This window comes from Ferrimonas balearica, from assembly GCF_019802085.1.
Lineage (GTDB): Bacteria > Pseudomonadota > Gammaproteobacteria > Enterobacterales > Shewanellaceae > Ferrimonas > Ferrimonas balearica_B.
On record NZ_JAHVHV010000002.1, the window covers coordinates 93891 to 110822 of the forward strand.

Sequence of the window (16932 nt, forward strand, 5' to 3'; positions counted from 1 at the left end):
TCAGACCTTCACGACGGCTTCGCCCTGGACGCAGGGCTGGCCCTGGCTGTTGAGTACCTCGGTCACCAGGGTGACGATGGGCTTGTCCTCCCGCACCTGGGCGACGGTCACCCGGGCGGTCACCTCTTCTCCCACCAACACCGGGCGGACAAACTTCAGCGTCTGGCCCAGGTAGATGGTGCCCTCACCGGGCAGATGCTGCCCCAGCAGGCCCGACAGCAGGCTGGAGAGCAGGATCCCATGGACGATGGGGCCGCCGAAGGGGGTCTGGGCGGCAAAGTCCGGGTCCAGGTGGATGGGGTTGCGATCCTCCGACAGCTCGGCAAAGGCGGCCACCTCGTCGGGGCCAAACACCTTCTGGATCTGGGCACTCTGCCCTTGCGCGAGGCTCATGCCGCCTCCCCATCGTCAACGGGGTTCAGGCGCACCCGGACGTAGTCGCCGGGGGCGGCGGCCAGGCCGGTGTCCGGGACCCGGGCCGGCACCGGCTCGGCGCCGGGCTGGGCCTTGAGCCAGGCGTCCCAATGGGGCCACCAGGAGCCCTCCTGGTGCTCGGCGCCGTCCAGCCAGGCTTCCGGGTTGTCCGCCAGGGGGCCCACGTAGTGGCCGTACTTGCCGCCGGGGGGATTGATGATGCCGGCGATGTGGCCCGACTCCCCCAGCACAAAGGTGCGCTCGCCCCCCAGCTGCTGCATCCCCAGGTAGGTGCCTTGCCACAGGGCGATGTGGTCGTCCACGGTGGAGACGAAGTAGCTGGGCACGGTGATTTTGCTCAGATCCAGCTTGGTGCCCCGCACGCTGAAGGTGCGCGGCTGAACCAGGGTGTTCTCCAGGTAGAACTGGCGCAGCATGGTGGAGTGGGTGGGGCCGGCGACGTTGGTGCTGTCGCAGTTCCAGTGCAGCAGATCGAAGGCCATGGGGCTCTGCCCCTTGAGGTAGCCGTCGATGTAGTAGTTCCAGTAGAGGTTGTTCTCCCGCAGCAGCGAGAAGGTCACCGCCAGCTGGCGGCCGTCCATCAGCCCGGTTTCCGCGTTTTGCGCCTCCATGGCGCTGACCACCTCCTCGTTGATGAAGGCCCCCAGCTCACCGGGGCGGCTGAAGTCGAGGATGGTGGTGAACAGGGTGGCGGACTTGATCCGCTGTTTCATTCGTCGTGCCGCCAGGTAGGCCATGGTGCAGCTGAGCAGGGTGCCGCCGATGCAGTAGCCCACGGCGTTGACCTCCCGCTCGCCGGTGGCGGCCTCCACCGCGTCCAGGGCGGCCAGCAGGCCATCCACCACATAGTCCTCGAAATCCACCTGGGTGTGGCGCTGGTCCGGGTTGGCCCAGGAGATCATGAACACCGTGTGGCCCTGGTCCACCAGGTACTTGGCCAGGGAGTTCTCCGGTCGCAGATCGAGGATGTAGTACTTGTTGACGAAGGGCGGGACGATCAGCAGCGGCCGCTTGGCCACGGTGTCGGTGGTGGGGGCGTACTGGATCAGCTCAAACAGCGGCGCCCGGTGCACCACCCGGCCGGGGGTGGAGGCCAGATCTCGGCCCAGCTGGAACACCGACTCGTCGGTCATGCTGACATTGAGGGTGCCGGCGCTGCGGCCCATGTCCTGGGCCAGCTGACGGATCCCCTGCAGCAGGTTCTCGCCGCCGCTTTCCAGCGTCAGCTTCAGCAGTTCCGGGTTGGAGGCCAGGAAGTTGCTGGGGGCCAGGGCGTTGACCATCTGGCGGGTGAAAAAGCGCAGCCGGTCCCGCTGGGCGGGTTCCAGATCCGGGATCCGGTCAATGCTCGCCAGCATCTGCTTGGCGGTCAGCAGGTAGGACTGCTTGATGTAGTCATACCAGGGGTGCTCCTGCCACTGGCTGTCGCGGAAGCGACGGTCGCCCCGCTCCGGCTCCACCATGGGAGCCACCTCCTGGCCCGCCTGCTTGAGCATGGCGTTCTGAAACAGCAGCAGCTGGGACTGCCACCAGTCCATCTGCTGCTGCAGCATCTCCCCCGGATCCTCCATCCCCTTGTTGAGCGCCTGGGACAGGTCGTCCACCTGGGTCTGGAACAGGGCCTTGCTGGTGTGCTGGCCCTGCTTGGCGGCCAAGTCAAACAGCTGCTCGTTGCAGCGCATCAGGCTTTCCAGCAGCTGCTGGTAGCTTCCCGAACTCATAGCGACTCCTTTGCGGATGGGCGGGGACGTCGTGGCCCCGCGGACACTCTCGGCGCTCAGGTTAGTGGGCGAAAATGACAGCGCCTTGACGATATTATGAGCATATTGTGCGCCGCACAAGAAGCTAGACCAAGGTGTTATCGGGCGATAACCGGATTGAATTGATCACAGTTCAGGCCTTGGGGCAGTCTGTCATGACATTGTCATTTGACATGCGGCAAAACGCATATATGATTTCAGTTATATCTGTTTTTCCGTATGTGAGAGGTGGCCATGAACAGCCCCGTTGCCCTGCTGAAGGGCCTGTCCGACGAAACCCGGCTCAAGATCCTGATGCTGATCCAGCAGGAGGAGGAGCTGTGTGTCTGCGAGCTGACCTGTGCCCTGGACGAGAGTCAGCCCAAGATCTCCCGCCACCTGGCCCGCCTGCGTGCCGATGGCCTGCTGGAGGACACCCGCCGGGGCCAATGGGTGTTCTACCGCCTGGCCACGCTGCCCGCCTGGGTGACCGATACCCTGTCCGGCGCGGCGGCCAGTCAACCGGCCTTCCTGGCCCCCTGCACCGAACGCCTGGCCAACATGGGGGACCGCCCCCAGCGCCAGCAAAGCTGCTGCGCCTGAGGAGGGAGTATGGGCAACTTCGAACGTTATCTGAGCCTCTGGGTGGCCCTGGCCATCGGTGTGGGGGTGGTGCTGGGCCAGGCCCTGCCGGGGGTGTTTGAGACCCTGGCCACCTGGCAGCTGTTCCAGATCAACGGCGTCATCGCCGTGCTCATCTGGGTGATGATCTACCCGATGATGATCCAGGTGGACTTCAACGCCGTGCGCAAGGTGGGGCAGCAGCCCCAGGGGCTGTGGCTGACCCTGGCGATCAACTGGCTGATCAAACCCTTCTCAATGGCCGCCATCGGCTGGCTGTTCTTTCAGGTGCTGTTCGTCGACTGGGTGGCCCCCGAGGACGCCAGCCAGTACATCGCCGGCATGATCCTGCTGGGGGTGGCCCCCTGCACCGCCATGGTGTTTGTCTGGAGCCAGCTGACCCGGGGCAACCCCGCCTATACCCTGGTGCAGGTGTCGGTCAACGACCTCATCATGGTGTTCGCCTTCGCGCCCATCGCCGCCCTGCTGCTGGGGGTGTCGGAGATCCTGGTGCCCTGGGAGACCCTGCTGCTGGCGACACTGCTCTACGTGGTGCTGCCCCTGGTGGCGGGGATCCTCACCCGCCGGCTGCTGCTCAAGCGCGGCAAGGCGGCGCTGGAGGGCTTTGTCCAACGGCTCAAGCCCGCCTCCATGGTGGGGCTGCTGGCCACGGTGGCCATCCTGTTCGGGATCCAGGCACCGACGCTGCTGGCCAACCCCATGGTGATCGGCCTTATCGCCATCCCGCTGATGATCCAGACCTACGGGATCTTTGCCCTGGCCTACGGTGCCGCCAAGGCGCTCAAGCTGCCCCACAACGTGGCGGCCCCGGCGGCGATGATCGGCACCTCCAACTTCTTTGAACTGGCGGTGGCGGTGGCCATCGCCCTGTTTGGCCTGCACTCCGGTGCGGCCCTGGCCACCGTGGTCGGGGTGCTGGTGGAGGTGCCGGTGATGCTCTCCCTGGTCGCCTTCGCCAACCGCACCCGCCACTGGTTTCCCGCCTCGGCCGACGCGCCGACCGATTTTCCCCCTGTTGAACAGAGAGACGCAGCATGACCATCAAGATTGGCATCAACGGATTTGGCCGCATGGGCCGCCTGGCGCTTCGCGCCGCCTGGGATTGGGCCGATTTCGAATTCGTCCAGATCAATGACCCCGCCGGCGGCGCCGCCGCCCTGGGCCACCTGCTGGAGTTTGACTCCGTCCACGGCCCCTGGGACAAGGACGTGGTGGTGGACGATGACACCCTGATCATCGACGGCCAGCGGGTGGCCATCACCGGCAACAACGAGATCGAAACCACCGACTGGTCGGGCTGCGATCTGGTGATCGAGGCCTCCGGCAAGTTCAAGCGCAAGGAGGTGCTGCAGAAGTACCTGGACCAGGGGGTCAAGAAGGTGATCGTTACCGCCCCGGTCAAGCAGGAGGGGGTGCTGGACGCGGTCTACGGCGTCAACCACCACTGGTACGACAAAACCAAGCACGACATCGTCACCGCTGCCTCCTGCACCACCAACTGCCTGGCGCCGGCGGTCAAGGTGATCCACGAGAAGCTCGGGATCCGCCACGGCTCCATGACCACCATCCACAGCATCACCAACACCCAGACCATCCTGGACGCCCCCCACAAGGATCTGCGCCGGGCCCGCGCCTGCGGGGAGAGCCTGATCCCCACCACCACCGGCTCCGCCACCGCCATCACCCACATCTTCCCGGAGCTGAAGGGGCGGCTGAACGGCCACGCGGTGCGGGTGCCCCTGTGCAACGCCTCCCTCACCGACTGCGTGTTCGAGGTGGACCGTGCCACCAGCGCCGAGGAGGTCAATGGCCTGCTCAAGGAGGCCGCAGAAGGGGAGCTCAAGGGGATCCTGGGCTACGAGGCCCGACCGCTGGTCTCCATCGACTACCGCACCAACCCCCACTCCGCCGTGGTCGATGCCCTCTCCACCATGGTGATCAACGACACCCAGGTGAAGCTTTACCTGTGGTACGACAACGAGTGGGGCTACGCCAACCGCACCGTGGAGCTGGCCCGCTACGTCGCCAAGCAGGGCTGGTAACCGATGTTCCGCGCCCTGTCCGGCCTGAGCCATGAGGTGAAGCAGTACCTGCTGGTCACCTTCAACTACTGGAACTTCACCCTCACGGATGGGGCGCTGAGGATGCTGGTGGTGCTGCACTTCCATCAGCTGGGTTACAGCCCCCTGGCCATCGCCTCGCTGTTCCTGTTCTACGAGATCTTCGGGGTGGTCACCAATCTGGTGGGGGGCTACCTGGGGGCGCGCCTGGGGCTCAACCGCACCATGAACCTGGGGCTGACGCTGCAGGTGGTGGCCCTGGCCATGCTGGCGGTGCCCGCCAGTGTGCTCTCGGTGCCCTACGTGATGGCCGCCCAGGCCCTCTCGGGCATCGCCAAGGATCTCAACAAGATGAGTGCCAAGAGCTCCATCAAGATGCTGGTGCCCAAGGGCCAGACCGGGGCGCTCTACAAGTGGGTGGCGATCCTCACCGGCTCCAAGAACGCCCTGAAGGGGGTCGGCTTCTTCCTCGGCGGGGTGTTGCTGATGGGGCTGGGGTTCCAGGGGGCCATGGTGGCCATGGCGACGGTGCTGCTGCTGGTGCTGGGCCTCAGCCTGGCGTGGCTGGGCAAGGATCTGGGCAAGGCCAAGAATAAGCCCAAGTTTTCCGAGCTGTTCTCCAAAAGCCGCAACATCAACCTGCTCTCCGCCGCGCGCCTGTTCCTCTTTGGCGCCCGGGACGTCTGGTTCGTCATCGCCCTGCCCATCACCCTGGGCAGCACCTTCGGCTGGAGCCACAGCGCCGTGGGGGGCTTCCTTGCCCTCTGGGTGATCGGCTACGGCCTGGTGCAGGGGCTGGCGCCGCGGCTGACCGGCACGGCCCGGGGGGTGATCCCGGACGGGGCCGCCGCCCTGAACTGGGCCGGGATCCTGGCCCTGGTGACCGCCGCGGTGGCCCTGGGGGTGCAGCTCGACTGGCAGCCCCAGTTCACCCTGGTGTTCGGCCTGATGGTGTTTGGCGCGGTGTTTGCCATCAACTCCAGCCTGCACTCCTTCCTTATCGTGCACTACGCCGGTGAGGATGGCGTCTCCCTGGACGTGGGCTTCTACTACATGGCCAACGCCATGGGCCGGCTGATCGGCACCGTGCTCTCCGGCTGGGTGTTCCAGGTGGCGGGCCTGGCCGCCTGCCTCTGGATCGCCCTGGCGTTCCTGGTCCTGACTACCCTGATATCTCTGGGCCTGCCCCGTGGCGCCCACCCCAACGAAGGAGAACAACATGGCGTTTGAACCGGCGTACCTGACCGTCAATGGCCTGCCCATGGCCCTGCACCCCGCCCCCGGCCTGGGGGGCGAGCTGGAGGCGGAGGTCGACCAGCTGGCCGCCGCCGGCGTGGCCGCCGTGATCACCCTGCTGAGCGAACAGGAGCTCTCAGATTTGGGGATCCCCGGTCTCGGCAATGCCGTGTCCCAGGCGGGCCTGCGGTGGCACCACCTGCCGGTGAAGGACAAGTCCCTGCCGGATGCGAAGTTCGAAGCGCGCTGGACACAGGTGCAGCCCCAGCTGACCGCCCTGCTGGAGTCGGGAAAGCGGGTGTCGGTGCACTGTCGCGGCGGCACCGGCCGCACCGGCCTGGTGGCCGCCAAGCTGCTGCTGGACAGCGGCGCCGACTGGGACGAGGTGCTGGAGCAGGTGCGTCAGGCCCGTCCGGGGGCGTTGAGTCACGAGAGCCAGCTGGCCTACCTGAATGGCTGAGTGCGTGGTGCCGCTCTAGGGCATTGACGCAAACCGCCCCACCCATAGGTTCGGGCGGTTTTTTATTGTCAGTCAATCTGTTAGAACTGACTGTCTGCCCTTTGTTGTCCTAATCCGGGAGTCCGATATGCCCTATACCATCCGCCGGGCCGAGCCCAGTGACGCCGCCGCCTTTCAGCAGATCGCCGCCGGCCGCAGCGCCTACAGCAATACCATGCAGCTGCCCTGGCCGAGCCTGGCGATGTGGCAGCGGCGCTGCGAACAGTGGCCGGATCACCTGCACATGCTGGTGGCGGAGACCCCCGAGGGACAGGTGGTGGGCAACGTGGGGCTGGAAGCGCTGCAATCGCCCCGCCGGCGCCACGTGGGTCAGCTGGGGATGTTTGTCCACGACCAGTGGCAGGGCAAGGGGGTGGGCAGCGCCCTGCTGGCGGCGGCCATCGAGCTGGCGGAGCAGTGGCTGGCGCTGACCCGGCTGGAGCTGGAGGTCTACACGGACAACGAGGCCGGCCTGGCGCTGTATCGCAAGTACGGCTTCGAATCTGAGGGGGTGGCCCGGGCCGCGGCGTTTCGGGACGGGGCGCTGGTGGACGTGGAACGGATGGCGCGGCTGCGCCCTTAGCTTAGGGCGCGCCAGCCCGGGTAGAGTTCGGCGCCCAGGGGCGCCAGAGAGCGGGCGCTCTGGTGGCCGTCGGCGATGAGGATAAGATCCACCCCCAGGGCGGCGGCCACCTCGTGGTCGTGGTCGGTGTCCCCCACCAGCACCGTCTCCCTGGCCGACACCCCGGCGGCGGCCAGCAACTCGTGGCCGCGGTCGATTTTGCAGGCGGCGTGGTGGTTGTCCAGGCCGTAGACGTGGTCAAAGCAGTGGGCGATCTCGTGGTGGGCCAGGCAGTGCTCAAGGCTGGGCTGGGCACTGGCGGAGAGCAGCGACTGGGTGTGGGTCTGGGCCAGGCGCGCCAGCAGCGGCTGAGCGCCGGGGTGCAGGGACAGGGTGTCCCGGGCGGCCCGGTAGGCGAGGCCAAAGCGTTGGCAGATGGTGTCGAAGTCCAGCTTCTCCACCAGTCCCAGGTTGCGGTAGTAGGTCTCCACCGGGTGGCAGAAGGCGTCCCGGTAATCGGCCAGTGAGGTGGCCGCCATCCCCTGCTCATCCAGCAGGCCATTGACGATGTCGGTGGCCAGGGGCGCGTCGTCCACCAGGGTACCGTTCCAGTCCCAGATCACCTGGCGGTAGTCGTTGAGGCGGTGGAGCAGTTTTTGGGGCAGGGGGGCAGCGTGGCGCATGTCAGTCCGCTTCGGGCAAAAGCGCGCACGGTAGCGGGCCTGGGCGGCGGCCACAAGCGGCGGGCCGCCAGGCTGTGACCTCAGTCGACATCGTCCACCACGGCGTAGCCGATGGGGGCCACCGTCAGCATCGCCAGCTTGACGTGCTGCATGCCGAAGGGGATGCCGATGATGGTGCAGATCAGGGTGATGGCGAAAAACAGATGGCCCAGGGCCAGCCAGAAACCCGCCACGATAAACCAGATCACGTTACCCAGGGTGCCCAGGGCACCGGTGCCGATATCCTCTTCCCGGTTGACCACCCGGCGGCTGGCGATGTCCCGACCGAAGGGCCAGAGGGAGAGTTTGGCGATGACGAAGCAGCTGCGGGCGAAGGGGATCCCGATGATGCTCAGCGCCATCACCACGCCGACCAGGGCCCAACCCAGGGCCATGGCGATACCGCCCCACAACAGCCACAGCACATTACCGATAAAGCGCAGAAGATCCATAACCTTACTCTTTGATTGCGATTCCACCAGCATAGTGAGATGGGCGCCATTGGGGGAGCACAATTTCGTAACCGACGGTGAACATCAGACCACCGCCAGCAGTTTGCGTCCCAGGTAGGCGGTCTTGCCGGCTTCGGCGGCCAGGGTGGCGGCGGCTTTGACCGGATCGACCTGTTTGAGGGCCTCCTCCACCGCTTTGGGCGGATCCTGGCTGTGGTCGGCGGGGCAGAGGGCTTTGGGCATCACCCAGTGGTAGGCGCTGTGGGCGGCGTTGACGATCATCGATACTTCCTTGTGAGGCGTCTGTTACAGGGTATCGACCGGCCCGCTCCTAACTTGAGGGCGCCCCTTGGCCCCGTGCTACCATGACTCCCCCGTTTGCCTGCCCTGGACGCCCCTGTGACTGCGTTGCCCATCGATCCCCTCAAACCCCGGTATCTCGAGGCCCTGAACCGCACCCACCTGGTGGTGGAGGCGGACACCGGCTCGGGCAAGTCCACCCGGTTGCCCCTGTGGGCGGCCGAACGGGGACGGGTGCTGGTGGTGGAGCCGCGTCGGGTGGCCTGCACCGCGTTGGCGGAGTACCTGGCCGGGCAGAGTGGGGCGCCGCTGGGGACCGAGGTGGGCTACGCCATCCGTTTTGACAGCAACGTCACCGACCAGACCCAGGTGGCCTTTGTCACCCCCGGCATCGCCCTGCGCTGGCTCAGCGAAGACGGCCTGGCCGGCTTCAGCACGGTGATCATCGATGAGTTTCACGAGCGGCGCTGGGATACGGACCTGCTGCTGGCCCTGCTCAAAGGCCGGGGCCAACACCGCCTGGTGCTCACCTCTGCCACCGTGGACGGCGCTCGCCTGGCCCAGTACCTGGCGGGGGAGCGGCTCTACGCCGAGGGGCGGCGCTTCGAGGTGCAGATCGCCCACCGGGCCCGGGACAGCCAGAGCCTGCCGGACGAGCGGGGGCTGGAGGCCCGGGTGCGGGACGCCGTGCTCGAGCAGTTCGACGCGCGTGAAGGCGACATCCTGGTGTTCCTGCCCGGGCGGCGGGAGATCAGTCAGTGCGAGGCGGCCCTTAAGCCCGCCCTGGGAGAACGTGCCCTGGTGCTGCCCCTGCACGCCTCGGTGCCCAAGCCGGTGCAGCGCCAGGCGCTCACCGCCGGGCCCCAGCGTCGGGTGATCCTGGCCACCAATGTGGCGGAGACCTCCTTGACCATCCCCGGGGTGACCGTGGTGATCGACGCCGGACTGGAGCGGCGCACCCGTCAACGCAACGGCCGGACCGTGCTCGGTCTGGCGCGGATCTCCAAGGCCTCGGCGGCCCAGCGGTCCGGACGGGCCGGGCGCATCGCCCCCGGTTTCTGCCTGCGGCTGTGGGGCCAGCACGCCCCCCTGGAAGCACTGACCCCGCCGGAGCTGCAGCGGGAGGAGTTGGTGGAGCCCATGCTGGCGGCCGCCTGTGCAGGGGCCAAGCTGGACACCCTGGCCTTTGTTGATCCCCTGCCGGAAAAATCCCTGGCGCTGGCCCGCGAACGGCTGACGGTGATGGCGGCGCTGGATGAGGAGGGCGGGATCACCGAGCATGGCCGAGCCCTGTTTCCCCTGCCCATCGACACCCAGTTTGCCCATCTCATTACCGCCATGCCGGACAAGCCCTGCCAGGAGGCGATGGTGGACTTGGCCGCGGCCCTCTCATTGGGGCAGCGGCTGTGGCGCCTGCCCAGCGGCGAAACCGCCCTGCGGGCCTTGAAAGCCTGGCAGCCCCTGCCCTGTGACGGCCTCACCCTGGTGACCCTGCTGCGCCAGAATCCGCCGGAGGAGCTGGGGATTGACCCCGCCCTGCGCCGGGAGGCGCGCCAGCTGGCCAACCAGATCCGTGCTGCCCTGGCCCTGCCCCAACTGGCGGCCAGCTCGCACCTGCCCTATGGGCCCTGGGTGGCGGCGATCTTGAGGGCCATGCCGGAGCTGGCCTTTGTTCGCCGGGCCAAACGGCGCGACGCCCTAGGCAACGGGGTGATGGAGGTGCAGCCGGGCAGGGAGAGTCGGTTCGACGATGCCGCCGAGGCGGCCCTGGTGCTGGATCTGCACAGCCTGCCGGGCCGCGGGGTGAAGCAGACGCTGAACCTGGCCACCTGCATGCTGCCACTGAGCCTGGCGCAGCTGGCCAGCGCCGAGCTGGGGGAGGAGCGCCAGGGGGCGGTGGCCCAGGGCGAGCAGGGGATGGAGGTGACCCTGGAGCGGGTCTACGCCGGTCGGGTGATCGCCGTGCGTCAGGCCCAGCCGGAGGGGGCTCAGGCTCGCACCGCCCTGGTGCAGCAGATCCTGGCCGGCAAGGTGCTGGCGCCGGCCGGTGAGCGTTTGCTGGCGGATACCCGCGCCTGGGCCCTCTGGCTGGCCCTGGGGGAGGCCGAGGGCGAGCCGGTGGTCGCCGAGCGCTGGCTAGCGGATGAATTGGCGGCCCTGGGGGTGGAGAGCGAAGCCGACTTGACCCTGCTGGAGCCGGAGGATCTGCGCTTCGAGGGGGTGCCGGAGTGGCAGCGGGCGGAGTTCGATGCCCGCTACCCCCACTTTTTGGTGCTGGCGGAGCTGAAACTTCACGTCGAATACCAGCCCCGGGGCAAGCGGGTGACCCTGGTGTACGCCGAGGGCGGTCGCAAGGGGGATCCCAAACGCTGGGAGCTGCCGGCCTGGCCCGGTTGGCGGGTGCAATACCGACGCGCCAGTCGGGTGGTGGACGTCCGCTAGGGGCGCGGGGAGGCTACACTTGAAGGTCGGGATCGGCTGCCATAAGCGAAGACGGCGATGAAGGTGTTAAGACTCTTGGTTTCCCTGTGGTTTCTCTGTGCCACTGTGCCCGCCTTGGGGGCCGGGCTGGTGGACTCCCTGGTGACGCAACTGGGGGTGACGCCGGCCCAGGCCAGCGGTGGCGCCGGCGCTTTATTGGCCTACGCCCAGCACGATCTTAACCATGACGACTGGACCCAACTGACCGCCCTGGTGCCGGAAGCCGATGCCCTGGCCCAAAGCACGGATCTGGGTCGGGGGGTGATGTCGAGCCTGGGCAGCGTGCTGGGGGACGACAACCTCACCATGGCCAAGGTGGCGGAGCAGTTCCAGGCCCTGGGGCTGGACGCCACCACGGTCAGCCAGTTTGCCCCGGTGATCCTGGATTACCTCAATCAGCATGGCGGGGAGGATCTGGTGGCCCCCCTGGCGGATCTCTGGATCCCCTGAATCCTCGGTGACCGTCATCCCCGCGTTATCGCCGCGTTATCGCCGCGTGATGGAAGGGTCATCCTCGACGGCTAGGCTGCCCGGGTCTGTCCGAGGACTTGGGTGAACAGGGAGAGGGTATGGAGATCATGTTGGAACGCGCGCTGGCGTGTGTGGCGCGGGGCAACCTGGTGGAGGGGGAAGCGCCGGGTGCGGCGCTGGAGCACCGGGTGCGCTGGGAGGCGGCCTGCGTTGGCACGCCATCGGACCGCCACCCCTGGCCCCGGGAGGGTGAACACCCCAGGGCCGATGCCTTACTGGGGCGGGAACTGGGCCAGTAGCCGGGTCACCAGCTCCTGGGTGCGTTCATTGCGCTTCTCCGGGCTGTCCCGGTCGCTGACGTTAAAGTCGTCGCTGGCTCGCCAGATGAGCTGGCCCGCTTGCACCATGTCGATGCGGATCACCTGCACCTTGCGGGTGCTGTCCCCCACCGGGATCGCCACGCTGCCGCCGATGCTGCTGTTGCCGCTGCTGCGACCGCCCCCCACCCCGATGGTCATGCCCGAATCCCGGCTGCGGGTCTCCTGCCAGGCTTGGTAGGCGATGGCCACGGCATCCCCACTGAGCTGCACATCCCCCTCCGCCAGGGCTTGCCATCCCTTAGCCTCCAGCTGCTCCGCGATGGCGGTGCGGATCCGCTTGTCCATCAGGGGGTCCAGCCCCTCATCCGGGGCCAGCAGCGCATAGCGATTGATGGCGTTAAAATCGGTCTGGCTGTTGTAATCCAGGCTGACGCTGTTGCTGGAGCAGCCAAAAATCACTAGGGCGCTCAGTAAGATGGCAAGGTGCTTCATGGTCCGGTGACTCGCAGTGGGGGCCTGTCCCCATCAAAGCAGAAGATGGCGATGCTGCCAAGGGCGGTTGCCCGCCCGGTTCAGCTCCAGTACTTTGAGGGCCTTTGGAAAGTGTGGGAGACCGGGATGTCGGTGTCGTCGCCCTGCGTGGGCTGTTGCAAACTGGATGAGCAGGAGATCTGCATGGGCTGCTACCGCTCCCTGGAGGAGATCGCCAACTGGAATCGACGCAGCGACGATGAGCGTCAGGGGATCCTGGACCGCATCGCCCACCGTGCCGAGACCTACCGGGACAGGGACTACCACGCCATCCCCACTCACCCCATCACCCGAAAGGCGGTGCTTGCGGTCAAGGAGTGAGCCCTGGCAGCGTTGCTGCGCCCCGGCGTTCCGGTTACTCTGGCGTTACATCTAGTTAACCTGGGCAATCCATGATCCGCACCGCACTTCCCCTTGTTCTGCTGACGGCCCTGCTGGGCTGTCAGCCCTCCTTGACGCCCCAGCAGCAGGCGGCCGAAGGGCGCTGGCAAAGCTGGCTGGAGGAGCAAAACCGCTCGGCTCGAGATCCCAAAACCTCCTTTTTGAACATCCGGGATGCCATGTACCTGGCACCGGGACAAAGCGCCTACCTGGACAGCCAGGCGTCGCCGGAGCGGATCCGCTGGCACGACGAAGCCAGCGAGGGTGATCTGGGATTGACCCATCAGGGGGCGGTGGCGGCCCTGAAGTTGGGGGAGCACCAGGCGACCCTGGCGGTGGGGGAGGAGTGGCCGCTGACCGAAGGCCTCTTCCTGACCGTGGGGCGGCTGCATAACGAGGGCCTGAGGGCCTTTGTGCGGGATCCCAACCACCCCAGGGTGCGGGATTTCCCAGGCTACCGCTACTACCCCTACAACCCGGAAGCGGCGGTGACTGCCCGGTTCGAGCCCGGCGAACCCAAGACCGTGACCTTCCAGACCATCCGGGGGCTGAAGAACCAGCTGGTGCGGGTGGGTCAGGTGCACTTTCCCTGGCAGGGGGAGTCGGTGAGCCTGTCGGCCTACCACCCCACCGGGGAAGCGCCGCTGGAGGCCCTGGTGTTCCTGTTCAAGGACGGCACCAACGGCGATGAGACTTACGGTGGCGGCCGGGAGCTGCTGGTGGATCTGCCATCGGGGCCCGCCGAACCCTTTACCCTGGATTTCAACTACACGGTCAACCTCTACTGCGCCCACTCCACCTTCTGGAACTGCCCCGTGCTCTGGGATCCGCCCCTGGCCATCGAGGTGGCCGCCGGGGAGCAGTTGCCCCGGGATCATTGACGTTTCGGTGACAGCGGGGCCTTCCAGGCCCCCTGGATGCCCCCAGCTGCCATACTCAATACAGGTACGGCAAACTGGGGAGGGAACCGATGTACGTACACCTTCATGCCTGTCGTTTAATGGCGCCCCAGGCGGTGCGAAGCCGCTTCTATATCAATCCGTTAGGTGAAGTCGACGTGGAGCTGGAGAACGCTGCCCGGCCGCTGCATGGGCGCTTTGGCCAGTTGCGCTTTGAGCCGGAGGGCCCCGAGGGGTACCGGCTGACCTGCCAGGAGCGGGCCAAGCCGCGTTGGCAGTTGCACCTCAAGCCCCAGGACGCCCGCTCTTTGCAGCGGCTGATCGCCGAGGCAGAGGATGAGCTGGACGCCCTGATGCGGGATCTCTAGCCCCGGCTCAGGCGTTTGCCGGGGTTGCCAGAAGGGTCTGGATGGCCGCCAGGGTGGGGGCCGGATCCCGGTAGTCCAGGGGCAGGGGGTGCCAGCCCTGATGCCAGAGCACCAGCGAGGGGAACCCCTGGATCGGCAGCTGGCGGGCCAGTTGCACCTGGGCCTGCAGCGCCTGTTCGGTTCCAGGGGCGGTCAAGGCCCGGTCGAAGCGGGCCCGATCCAGCCCCAGGGTGTCGGCCAGCGATTTATGGGTGTCCTGGTCCGAGGGGTTCTGCGCGTCCAGGTAGTAGGCCCGTTGCAGGGCCAGGATCATCGCCTCCTCGGCGCCCTGCTCCGCTGCGGCCAGCACCGCCCGGCAGGCGGGGTAGGTGCTGCGTCGGGGCTGACAACGCTGCCAGAACTCGAAGTTGAACTCGGTGCCCAGGGTGGCCTGGATGCGCTGCCAGATCCCCTGTAGCTGCTGGCGCATCGGTTCAGCCATGGGCACCTCGCTGTCCGGGGCCAGGCCCCCCAGCAGGTTGGCCCGGGCCAGCCCCGGCGGCAGTTGGGCCTTGAGGCGCTGCCAGGTGGGCCGGTAACCCCAGCACCAACTGCACATGGGGTCGTGCACGTAGAGCAGCAGCGGCCCGTCAGGTCTCATCCCGGATCACCTTAATCTCGTCAAACCCCAACTCGCGAAAGTAGTTGTCGCGAAAGTCCCGGTGCGCCTGCTTGTCCCGGGTGCTCATCTCCACCTGCTGCTCCAGCATCCGGTAGCGACTGAGATCCAGCCCCTCCGCCGCGGCGGCGGCTTCAAACATGCTGTGGTGCTTGTCGTTGGCGTAACCAATGGTCTTGGTGTGCCCTTGGTAGGTGTATTGCAGTTTCAGTGCCATGGTGTGCTCGTTTACAGGGGGCGATAGGGCCAGGTCAGGGGCTTGTCGAGGGTCTGCAGGTAGAGGGCCTCCACCTTGGCCCGGGCCCAGGGGGTGCGCCGCAGGAACTTAAGACTCGATTTGATGCTGGGATCGTACTGGAAGCAGCGCACCGGGATCAGGGTGCCCAGGGTTTCCCAGCCGTAGGTGGCGTGCAGCACCTCCAGCATCTTCTGCAGCGTGACCCCGTGGAGGGGGTTGTTGGGTTGGGATTGACTCATGGGCAGGTCCGGCGGTGTGATTGGCCCGCATTGATACCCCATCTGACGTCCGGGGTCAAAGGGGCTCGAACCGCTCCAGGATCTCAAACTCGTCCCGGGACAGGGACCACTGGCCGTCGGCGGTGCGCACCCACTCCTCCAGGGTGATGATGCCGCGCCCGACGTTCATCGACCAGTGGGCGCCCAGCTGCACGGTGTCAGCGTCGATCTCCTTGAGCCAGATCTGGGTGTAGACCAGGTCCGTGGCGCCGGAGGCCACAAAGGGGCGCCAGAAGTGGTCGATGTCGGTGCGGCCGTGAAACTCGCCCAGGGGCTTGGCCACCAGGGTGGCGTCGGCCTGATAGCGGCTGACGCAGTAATCCAGATCGCCAAAGTTGAAGTGCTGGATCCAGGCCTGGCTGGCCTGCAGCACTTCGATAAGCCGTTCCTGATTGTTCATAACCCCCTCCCGCGGATGGCGCTGATATGAGGATGGCACAGGGCGACGCCGGGTGCCGTTCTTGCGCCAGATCAGCTTTTGGGTTGTCTCGCTGGCGAGGGGCGGAGCAGGGACTATCTTTGGGGCTCCTCCTCTTTGGATGGACGCACAAGGAGCGCGCATGAGCATCGTCAGCAAAGAGTTCACCCTGGCCGACAGCGGCCCCAGCCGATTCCAGCTCGACCCCAGTGGCTTCCTGTTTGTCGAGTTGGCGGACCGGGAACTCAGTGCCCCGCTTTCCCAGCTCGACTTTACTCCCCAGGGGCCGGGCCAAACCCGCTTGAGCCGGGAAAGTGGCGAGGCGGAGCCCCTGTGGCAGCTGGTGCTGGCGGACGAGGACGCCGGCTACCTGCTGCGGCTGATCGGCCGGGAGGGGTGAATCGGCGCGTTGACGCAGGTCATTGAACTAGACTGACATTAGGGCCGGGTTTGATCCGGATCGGGGTAACGGGGTCCGGTCGGTGGCAAGCTGGTCACACTCATCGACGAGTGACAAGAGGCGCGTATGCAACTGCTCACCATAGTCCTGTTGTTCCTTATCGCCGTGGCCGCGGTGCTTTTTTTGATGCTGCCGCGCAAACGCAAACACAAGACGGTCACCTCCATCCCCAACCACGCCCGCAAGCGCCGGCCGCGCAAGCGGGCCCGGGCCAGTCAGTAAAGAAGCTGTTGTAACCGCTGGTGATTCTGTGCGCCGCTCGGCAGATCGGCGCCGTTGTTGATCTGGATCACGGGCGCCGAGGCGCGCTTGCTCCAAGATGGGGCCACGTTATCGAGCCTTGGAGTACCGCCATGACGATTTCCCCCCTGCCCCAGGATCCCCTCACCCTGTGCCTGGACCGCGCCCTGGTCGAGCACGGCTGCGCCCAGCCGGGTCTTTACCGCGAGTTCGTGCCGCTGTTTATGCACTACTACGGCCAGATGCACCAGGCGGTGGCGCTGGAGGGCGAGGTGGGCCGTGCGGTGCGGGATTTCAACGCCATGGCACTGGCCTTTGCCGACGTGGTGGAGGATCAGCACCTGCCCCTGGAGCGCGAATTGCTGGCGGAGTTCGGCATTGAGCTCGGGTTTGATCGCCGGGATCCCGGACGCCGCGAGGCGTTGACCGGCAGCCTCTGTTACCAGAACTGCTACGACCGCCTGACCGCGGCGGTGCTGCCCCTGGCCCAGATGCGGGACAGCGTCCGCGGCGCCCGTCTCGGCCACTAGCGCCTTGCGCGG

25 protein-coding genes are annotated in these 16932 nt (G+C 66.6%); 15 read left to right on the forward strand and 10 right to left on the reverse strand.

Going from position 1 to position 16932, the window contains the following annotated elements; genetic code table 11:
• On the reverse strand, nt 1-393 hold the full coding sequence (locus tag KUV81_RS08560) for a MaoC family dehydratase (RefSeq protein ID WP_222543449.1): 393 nt from the start codon (nt 391-393) through the stop codon (nt 1-3).
• Nucleotides 390-2156 (reverse strand): class I poly(R)-hydroxyalkanoic acid synthase, encoded by a 1767-nt coding sequence (gene phaC / locus KUV81_RS08565; protein ID WP_222543450.1) that lies wholly within the window; start codon nt 2154-2156, stop codon nt 390-392. Before phaC ends, KUV81_RS08560 begins: the two co-directional genes overlap by 4 nt.
• A 273-nt stretch (nt 2157-2429) precedes the next feature.
• Between phaC and KUV81_RS08570 the strand changes: the two genes are divergently transcribed.
• The 6 genes from KUV81_RS08570 (at nt 2430) to KUV81_RS08595 (ending at nt 7194) form a co-directional block, all read left to right on the forward strand.
• Complete coding sequence (locus KUV81_RS08570; protein WP_222543451.1) at nt 2430-2777, forward strand: metalloregulator ArsR/SmtB family transcription factor; 348 nt, start codon at nt 2430-2432, stop codon at nt 2775-2777.
• Between the two features lie 9 nt (nt 2778-2786).
• A complete protein-coding gene (gene arsB / locus KUV81_RS08575; protein WP_222543452.1) occupies nt 2787-3854 on the forward strand; it encodes an ACR3 family arsenite efflux transporter in 1068 nt (355 codons plus the stop codon).
• Nucleotides 3851-4858 carry an ArsJ-associated glyceraldehyde-3-phosphate dehydrogenase gene (locus tag KUV81_RS08580; RefSeq protein ID WP_222543453.1) on the forward strand — a complete coding sequence of 336 codons (1008 nt, stop codon included), beginning with the start codon at nt 3851-3853 and terminating at the stop codon, nt 4856-4858. The genes arsB and KUV81_RS08580 overlap by 4 nt, the downstream gene beginning before the upstream one ends.
• A 3-nt stretch (nt 4859-4861) precedes the next feature.
• A complete protein-coding gene (gene arsJ / locus KUV81_RS08585) occupies nt 4862-6106 on the forward strand; it encodes an organoarsenical effux MFS transporter ArsJ (protein ID WP_222543454.1) in 1245 nt (414 codons plus the stop codon).
• Entirely contained in the window at nt 6096-6572 is a 477-nt protein-coding gene (locus KUV81_RS08590) for a tyrosine-protein phosphatase (protein WP_222543455.1), read from the forward strand. Before arsJ ends, KUV81_RS08590 begins: the two co-directional genes overlap by 11 nt.
• Nucleotides 6573-6699: 127 nt before the next feature.
• Complete coding sequence (locus KUV81_RS08595; RefSeq protein WP_222543456.1) at nt 6700-7194, forward strand: GNAT family N-acetyltransferase; 495 nt, start codon at nt 6700-6702, stop codon at nt 7192-7194.
• Here KUV81_RS08595 and KUV81_RS08600 read toward each other — a convergent pair.
• The 3 genes from KUV81_RS08600 to KUV81_RS08610 all read right to left on the reverse strand — a co-directional run bounded on the left by KUV81_RS08600 (nt 7191) and on the right by KUV81_RS08610 (nt 8629).
• The gene (locus tag KUV81_RS08600; protein ID WP_222543457.1) at nt 7191-7856 is read right to left on the reverse strand and encodes an HAD family hydrolase; all 666 of its coding nucleotides are present in this window, start codon (nt 7854-7856) and stop codon (nt 7191-7193) included. The genes KUV81_RS08595 and KUV81_RS08600 overlap by 4 nt on opposite strands.
• 80 nt (nt 7857-7936) lie before the next feature.
• Nucleotides 7937-8347, reverse strand: coding sequence for a YccF domain-containing protein (locus tag KUV81_RS08605; RefSeq protein WP_222543458.1), 411 nt, complete (start codon nt 8345-8347; stop codon nt 7937-7939).
• A gap of 84 nt (nt 8348-8431) precedes the next feature.
• Nucleotides 8432-8629: a hypothetical protein gene (locus KUV81_RS08610; RefSeq protein WP_222543459.1), complete on the reverse strand. Its 198-nt coding sequence runs from the start codon at nt 8627-8629 to the stop codon at nt 8432-8434.
• A gap of 117 nt (nt 8630-8746) precedes the next feature.
• On the opposite strand from KUV81_RS08610, the gene KUV81_RS08615 reads away from it, so the two are divergent.
• From KUV81_RS08615 to KUV81_RS08625, 3 genes are all read left to right on the forward strand, one after another.
• The gene (locus tag KUV81_RS08615; RefSeq protein WP_315900059.1) at nt 8747-11089 is read left to right on the forward strand and encodes a helicase-related protein; all 2343 of its coding nucleotides are present in this window, start codon (nt 8747-8749) and stop codon (nt 11087-11089) included.
• A gap of 63 nt (nt 11090-11152) precedes the next feature.
• On the forward strand, nt 11153-11578 hold the full coding sequence (locus tag KUV81_RS08620; protein ID WP_222543461.1) for a DUF2780 domain-containing protein: 426 nt from the start codon (nt 11153-11155) through the stop codon (nt 11576-11578).
• 119 nt (nt 11579-11697) lie between these two features.
• Entirely contained in the window at nt 11698-11898 is a 201-nt protein-coding gene (locus KUV81_RS08625; protein ID WP_222543462.1) for a hypothetical protein, read from the forward strand.
• Here the strand turns inward: KUV81_RS08625 and KUV81_RS08630 are convergent.
• Complete coding sequence (locus KUV81_RS08630; RefSeq protein WP_222543463.1) at nt 11872-12411, reverse strand: DUF4136 domain-containing protein; 540 nt, start codon at nt 12409-12411, stop codon at nt 11872-11874. The two genes, KUV81_RS08625 and KUV81_RS08630, sit on opposite strands and share 27 nt — an antisense overlap.
• Nucleotides 12412-12537: 126 nt before the next feature.
• Here KUV81_RS08630 and KUV81_RS08635 point away from each other — a divergent pair, with 126 nt between their 5' ends.
• From KUV81_RS08635 to KUV81_RS08645, 3 genes are all read left to right on the forward strand, one after another.
• Entirely contained in the window at nt 12538-12771 is a 234-nt protein-coding gene (locus KUV81_RS08635; protein ID WP_222543464.1) for a DUF1289 domain-containing protein, read from the forward strand.
• Nucleotides 12772-12842: 71 nt separating this feature from the next.
• Complete coding sequence (locus KUV81_RS08640) at nt 12843-13712, forward strand: DUF1684 domain-containing protein (RefSeq protein ID WP_222543465.1); 870 nt, start codon at nt 12843-12845, stop codon at nt 13710-13712.
• A gap of 89 nt (nt 13713-13801) precedes the next feature.
• Complete coding sequence (locus KUV81_RS08645; protein WP_222543466.1) at nt 13802-14098, forward strand: hypothetical protein; 297 nt, start codon at nt 13802-13804, stop codon at nt 14096-14098.
• Between the two features lie 7 nt (nt 14099-14105).
• On the opposite strand, the gene KUV81_RS08650 is transcribed toward KUV81_RS08645, so the two are convergent.
• From KUV81_RS08650 to KUV81_RS08665, 4 genes are read right to left on the reverse strand one after another with little or no spacing between them, the layout of a single operon-like run.
• A complete protein-coding gene (locus tag KUV81_RS08650) occupies nt 14106-14738 on the reverse strand; it encodes a DsbA family protein (protein ID WP_222543467.1) in 633 nt (210 codons plus the stop codon).
• A complete protein-coding gene (locus KUV81_RS08655) occupies nt 14728-14973 on the reverse strand; it encodes a DUF2960 domain-containing protein (protein WP_222543468.1) in 246 nt (81 codons plus the stop codon). Before KUV81_RS08655 ends, KUV81_RS08650 begins: the two co-directional genes overlap by 11 nt.
• 11 nt (nt 14974-14984) lie before the next feature.
• Nucleotides 14985-15233 (reverse strand): VF530 family DNA-binding protein, encoded by a 249-nt coding sequence (locus tag KUV81_RS08660; protein WP_222543469.1) that lies wholly within the window; start codon nt 15231-15233, stop codon nt 14985-14987.
• A 55-nt stretch (nt 15234-15288) separates the two neighbouring features.
• The gene (locus KUV81_RS08665; RefSeq protein WP_222543470.1) at nt 15289-15672 is read right to left on the reverse strand and encodes a hypothetical protein; all 384 of its coding nucleotides are present in this window, start codon (nt 15670-15672) and stop codon (nt 15289-15291) included.
• 160 nt (nt 15673-15832) lie between these two features.
• On the opposite strand from KUV81_RS08665, the gene KUV81_RS08670 reads away from it, so the two are divergent.
• The 3 genes from KUV81_RS08670 to KUV81_RS08680 all read left to right on the forward strand — a co-directional run bounded on the left by KUV81_RS08670 (nt 15833) and on the right by KUV81_RS08680 (nt 16920).
• A complete protein-coding gene (locus KUV81_RS08670; RefSeq protein WP_222543471.1) occupies nt 15833-16090 on the forward strand; it encodes a hypothetical protein in 258 nt (85 codons plus the stop codon).
• 126 nt (nt 16091-16216) lie between these two features.
• Nucleotides 16217-16372, forward strand: a complete 156-nt coding sequence (locus KUV81_RS08675) for a hypothetical protein (RefSeq protein ID WP_222543472.1) — start codon at nt 16217-16219, stop codon at nt 16370-16372.
• Nucleotides 16373-16503: 131 nt separating this feature from the next.
• Nucleotides 16504-16920, forward strand: coding sequence for a hypothetical protein (locus tag KUV81_RS08680; protein ID WP_222543473.1), 417 nt, complete (start codon nt 16504-16506; stop codon nt 16918-16920).
• Nucleotides 16921-16932 lie beyond the last annotated feature (12 nt).

Coding starts and splice junctions, on each gene's coding strand:
- KUV81_RS08670 (WP_222543471.1), top strand. CDS start 15,833: ATGAGCATCGTCAGCAAAGAGTTCACCCTGGCCGACAGCGGCCCCAGC.
- KUV81_RS08660 (WP_222543469.1), bottom strand. CDS start 15,233: ATGAGTCAATCCCAACCCAACAACCCCCTCCACGGGGTCACGCTGCAG.
- phaC (WP_222543450.1), bottom strand. CDS start 2,156: ATGAGTTCGGGAAGCTACCAGCAGCTGCTGGAAAGCCTGATGCGCTGC.
- KUV81_RS08665 (WP_222543470.1), bottom strand. CDS start 15,672: ATGAACAATCAGGAACGGCTTATCGAAGTGCTGCAGGCCAGCCAGGCC.
- KUV81_RS08645 (WP_222543466.1), top strand. CDS start 13,802: ATGTACGTACACCTTCATGCCTGTCGTTTAATGGCGCCCCAGGCGGTG.
- arsB (WP_222543452.1), top strand. CDS start 2,787: ATGGGCAACTTCGAACGTTATCTGAGCCTCTGGGTGGCCCTGGCCATC.
- KUV81_RS08595 (WP_222543456.1), top strand. CDS start 6,700: ATGCCCTATACCATCCGCCGGGCCGAGCCCAGTGACGCCGCCGCCTTT.
- KUV81_RS08560 (WP_222543449.1), bottom strand. CDS start 393: ATGAGCCTCGCGCAAGGGCAGAGTGCCCAGATCCAGAAGGTGTTTGGC.
- KUV81_RS08655 (WP_222543468.1), bottom strand. CDS start 14,973: ATGGCACTGAAACTGCAATACACCTACCAAGGGCACACCAAGACCATT.
- KUV81_RS08625 (WP_222543462.1), top strand. CDS start 11,698: ATGGAGATCATGTTGGAACGCGCGCTGGCGTGTGTGGCGCGGGGCAAC.
- KUV81_RS08580 (WP_222543453.1), top strand. CDS start 3,851: ATGACCATCAAGATTGGCATCAACGGATTTGGCCGCATGGGCCGCCTG.
- KUV81_RS08610 (WP_222543459.1), bottom strand. CDS start 8,629: ATGATCGTCAACGCCGCCCACAGCGCCTACCACTGGGTGATGCCCAAA.
- KUV81_RS08605 (WP_222543458.1), bottom strand. CDS start 8,347: ATGGATCTTCTGCGCTTTATCGGTAATGTGCTGTGGCTGTTGTGGGGC.
- KUV81_RS08570 (WP_222543451.1), top strand. CDS start 2,430: ATGAACAGCCCCGTTGCCCTGCTGAAGGGCCTGTCCGACGAAACCCGG.
- KUV81_RS08590 (WP_222543455.1), top strand. CDS start 6,096: ATGGCGTTTGAACCGGCGTACCTGACCGTCAATGGCCTGCCCATGGCC.
- KUV81_RS08680 (WP_222543473.1), top strand. CDS start 16,504: ATGACGATTTCCCCCCTGCCCCAGGATCCCCTCACCCTGTGCCTGGAC.
- arsJ (WP_222543454.1), top strand. CDS start 4,862: ATGTTCCGCGCCCTGTCCGGCCTGAGCCATGAGGTGAAGCAGTACCTG.
- KUV81_RS08600 (WP_222543457.1), bottom strand. CDS start 7,856: ATGCGCCACGCTGCCCCCCTGCCCCAAAAACTGCTCCACCGCCTCAAC.
- KUV81_RS08635 (WP_222543464.1), top strand. CDS start 12,538: ATGTCGGTGTCGTCGCCCTGCGTGGGCTGTTGCAAACTGGATGAGCAG.
- KUV81_RS08650 (WP_222543467.1), bottom strand. CDS start 14,738: ATGAGACCTGACGGGCCGCTGCTGCTCTACGTGCACGACCCCATGTGC.
- KUV81_RS08630 (WP_222543463.1), bottom strand. CDS start 12,411: ATGAAGCACCTTGCCATCTTACTGAGCGCCCTAGTGATTTTTGGCTGC.
- KUV81_RS08675 (WP_222543472.1), top strand. CDS start 16,217: ATGCAACTGCTCACCATAGTCCTGTTGTTCCTTATCGCCGTGGCCGCG.
- KUV81_RS08640 (WP_222543465.1), top strand. CDS start 12,843: ATGATCCGCACCGCACTTCCCCTTGTTCTGCTGACGGCCCTGCTGGGC.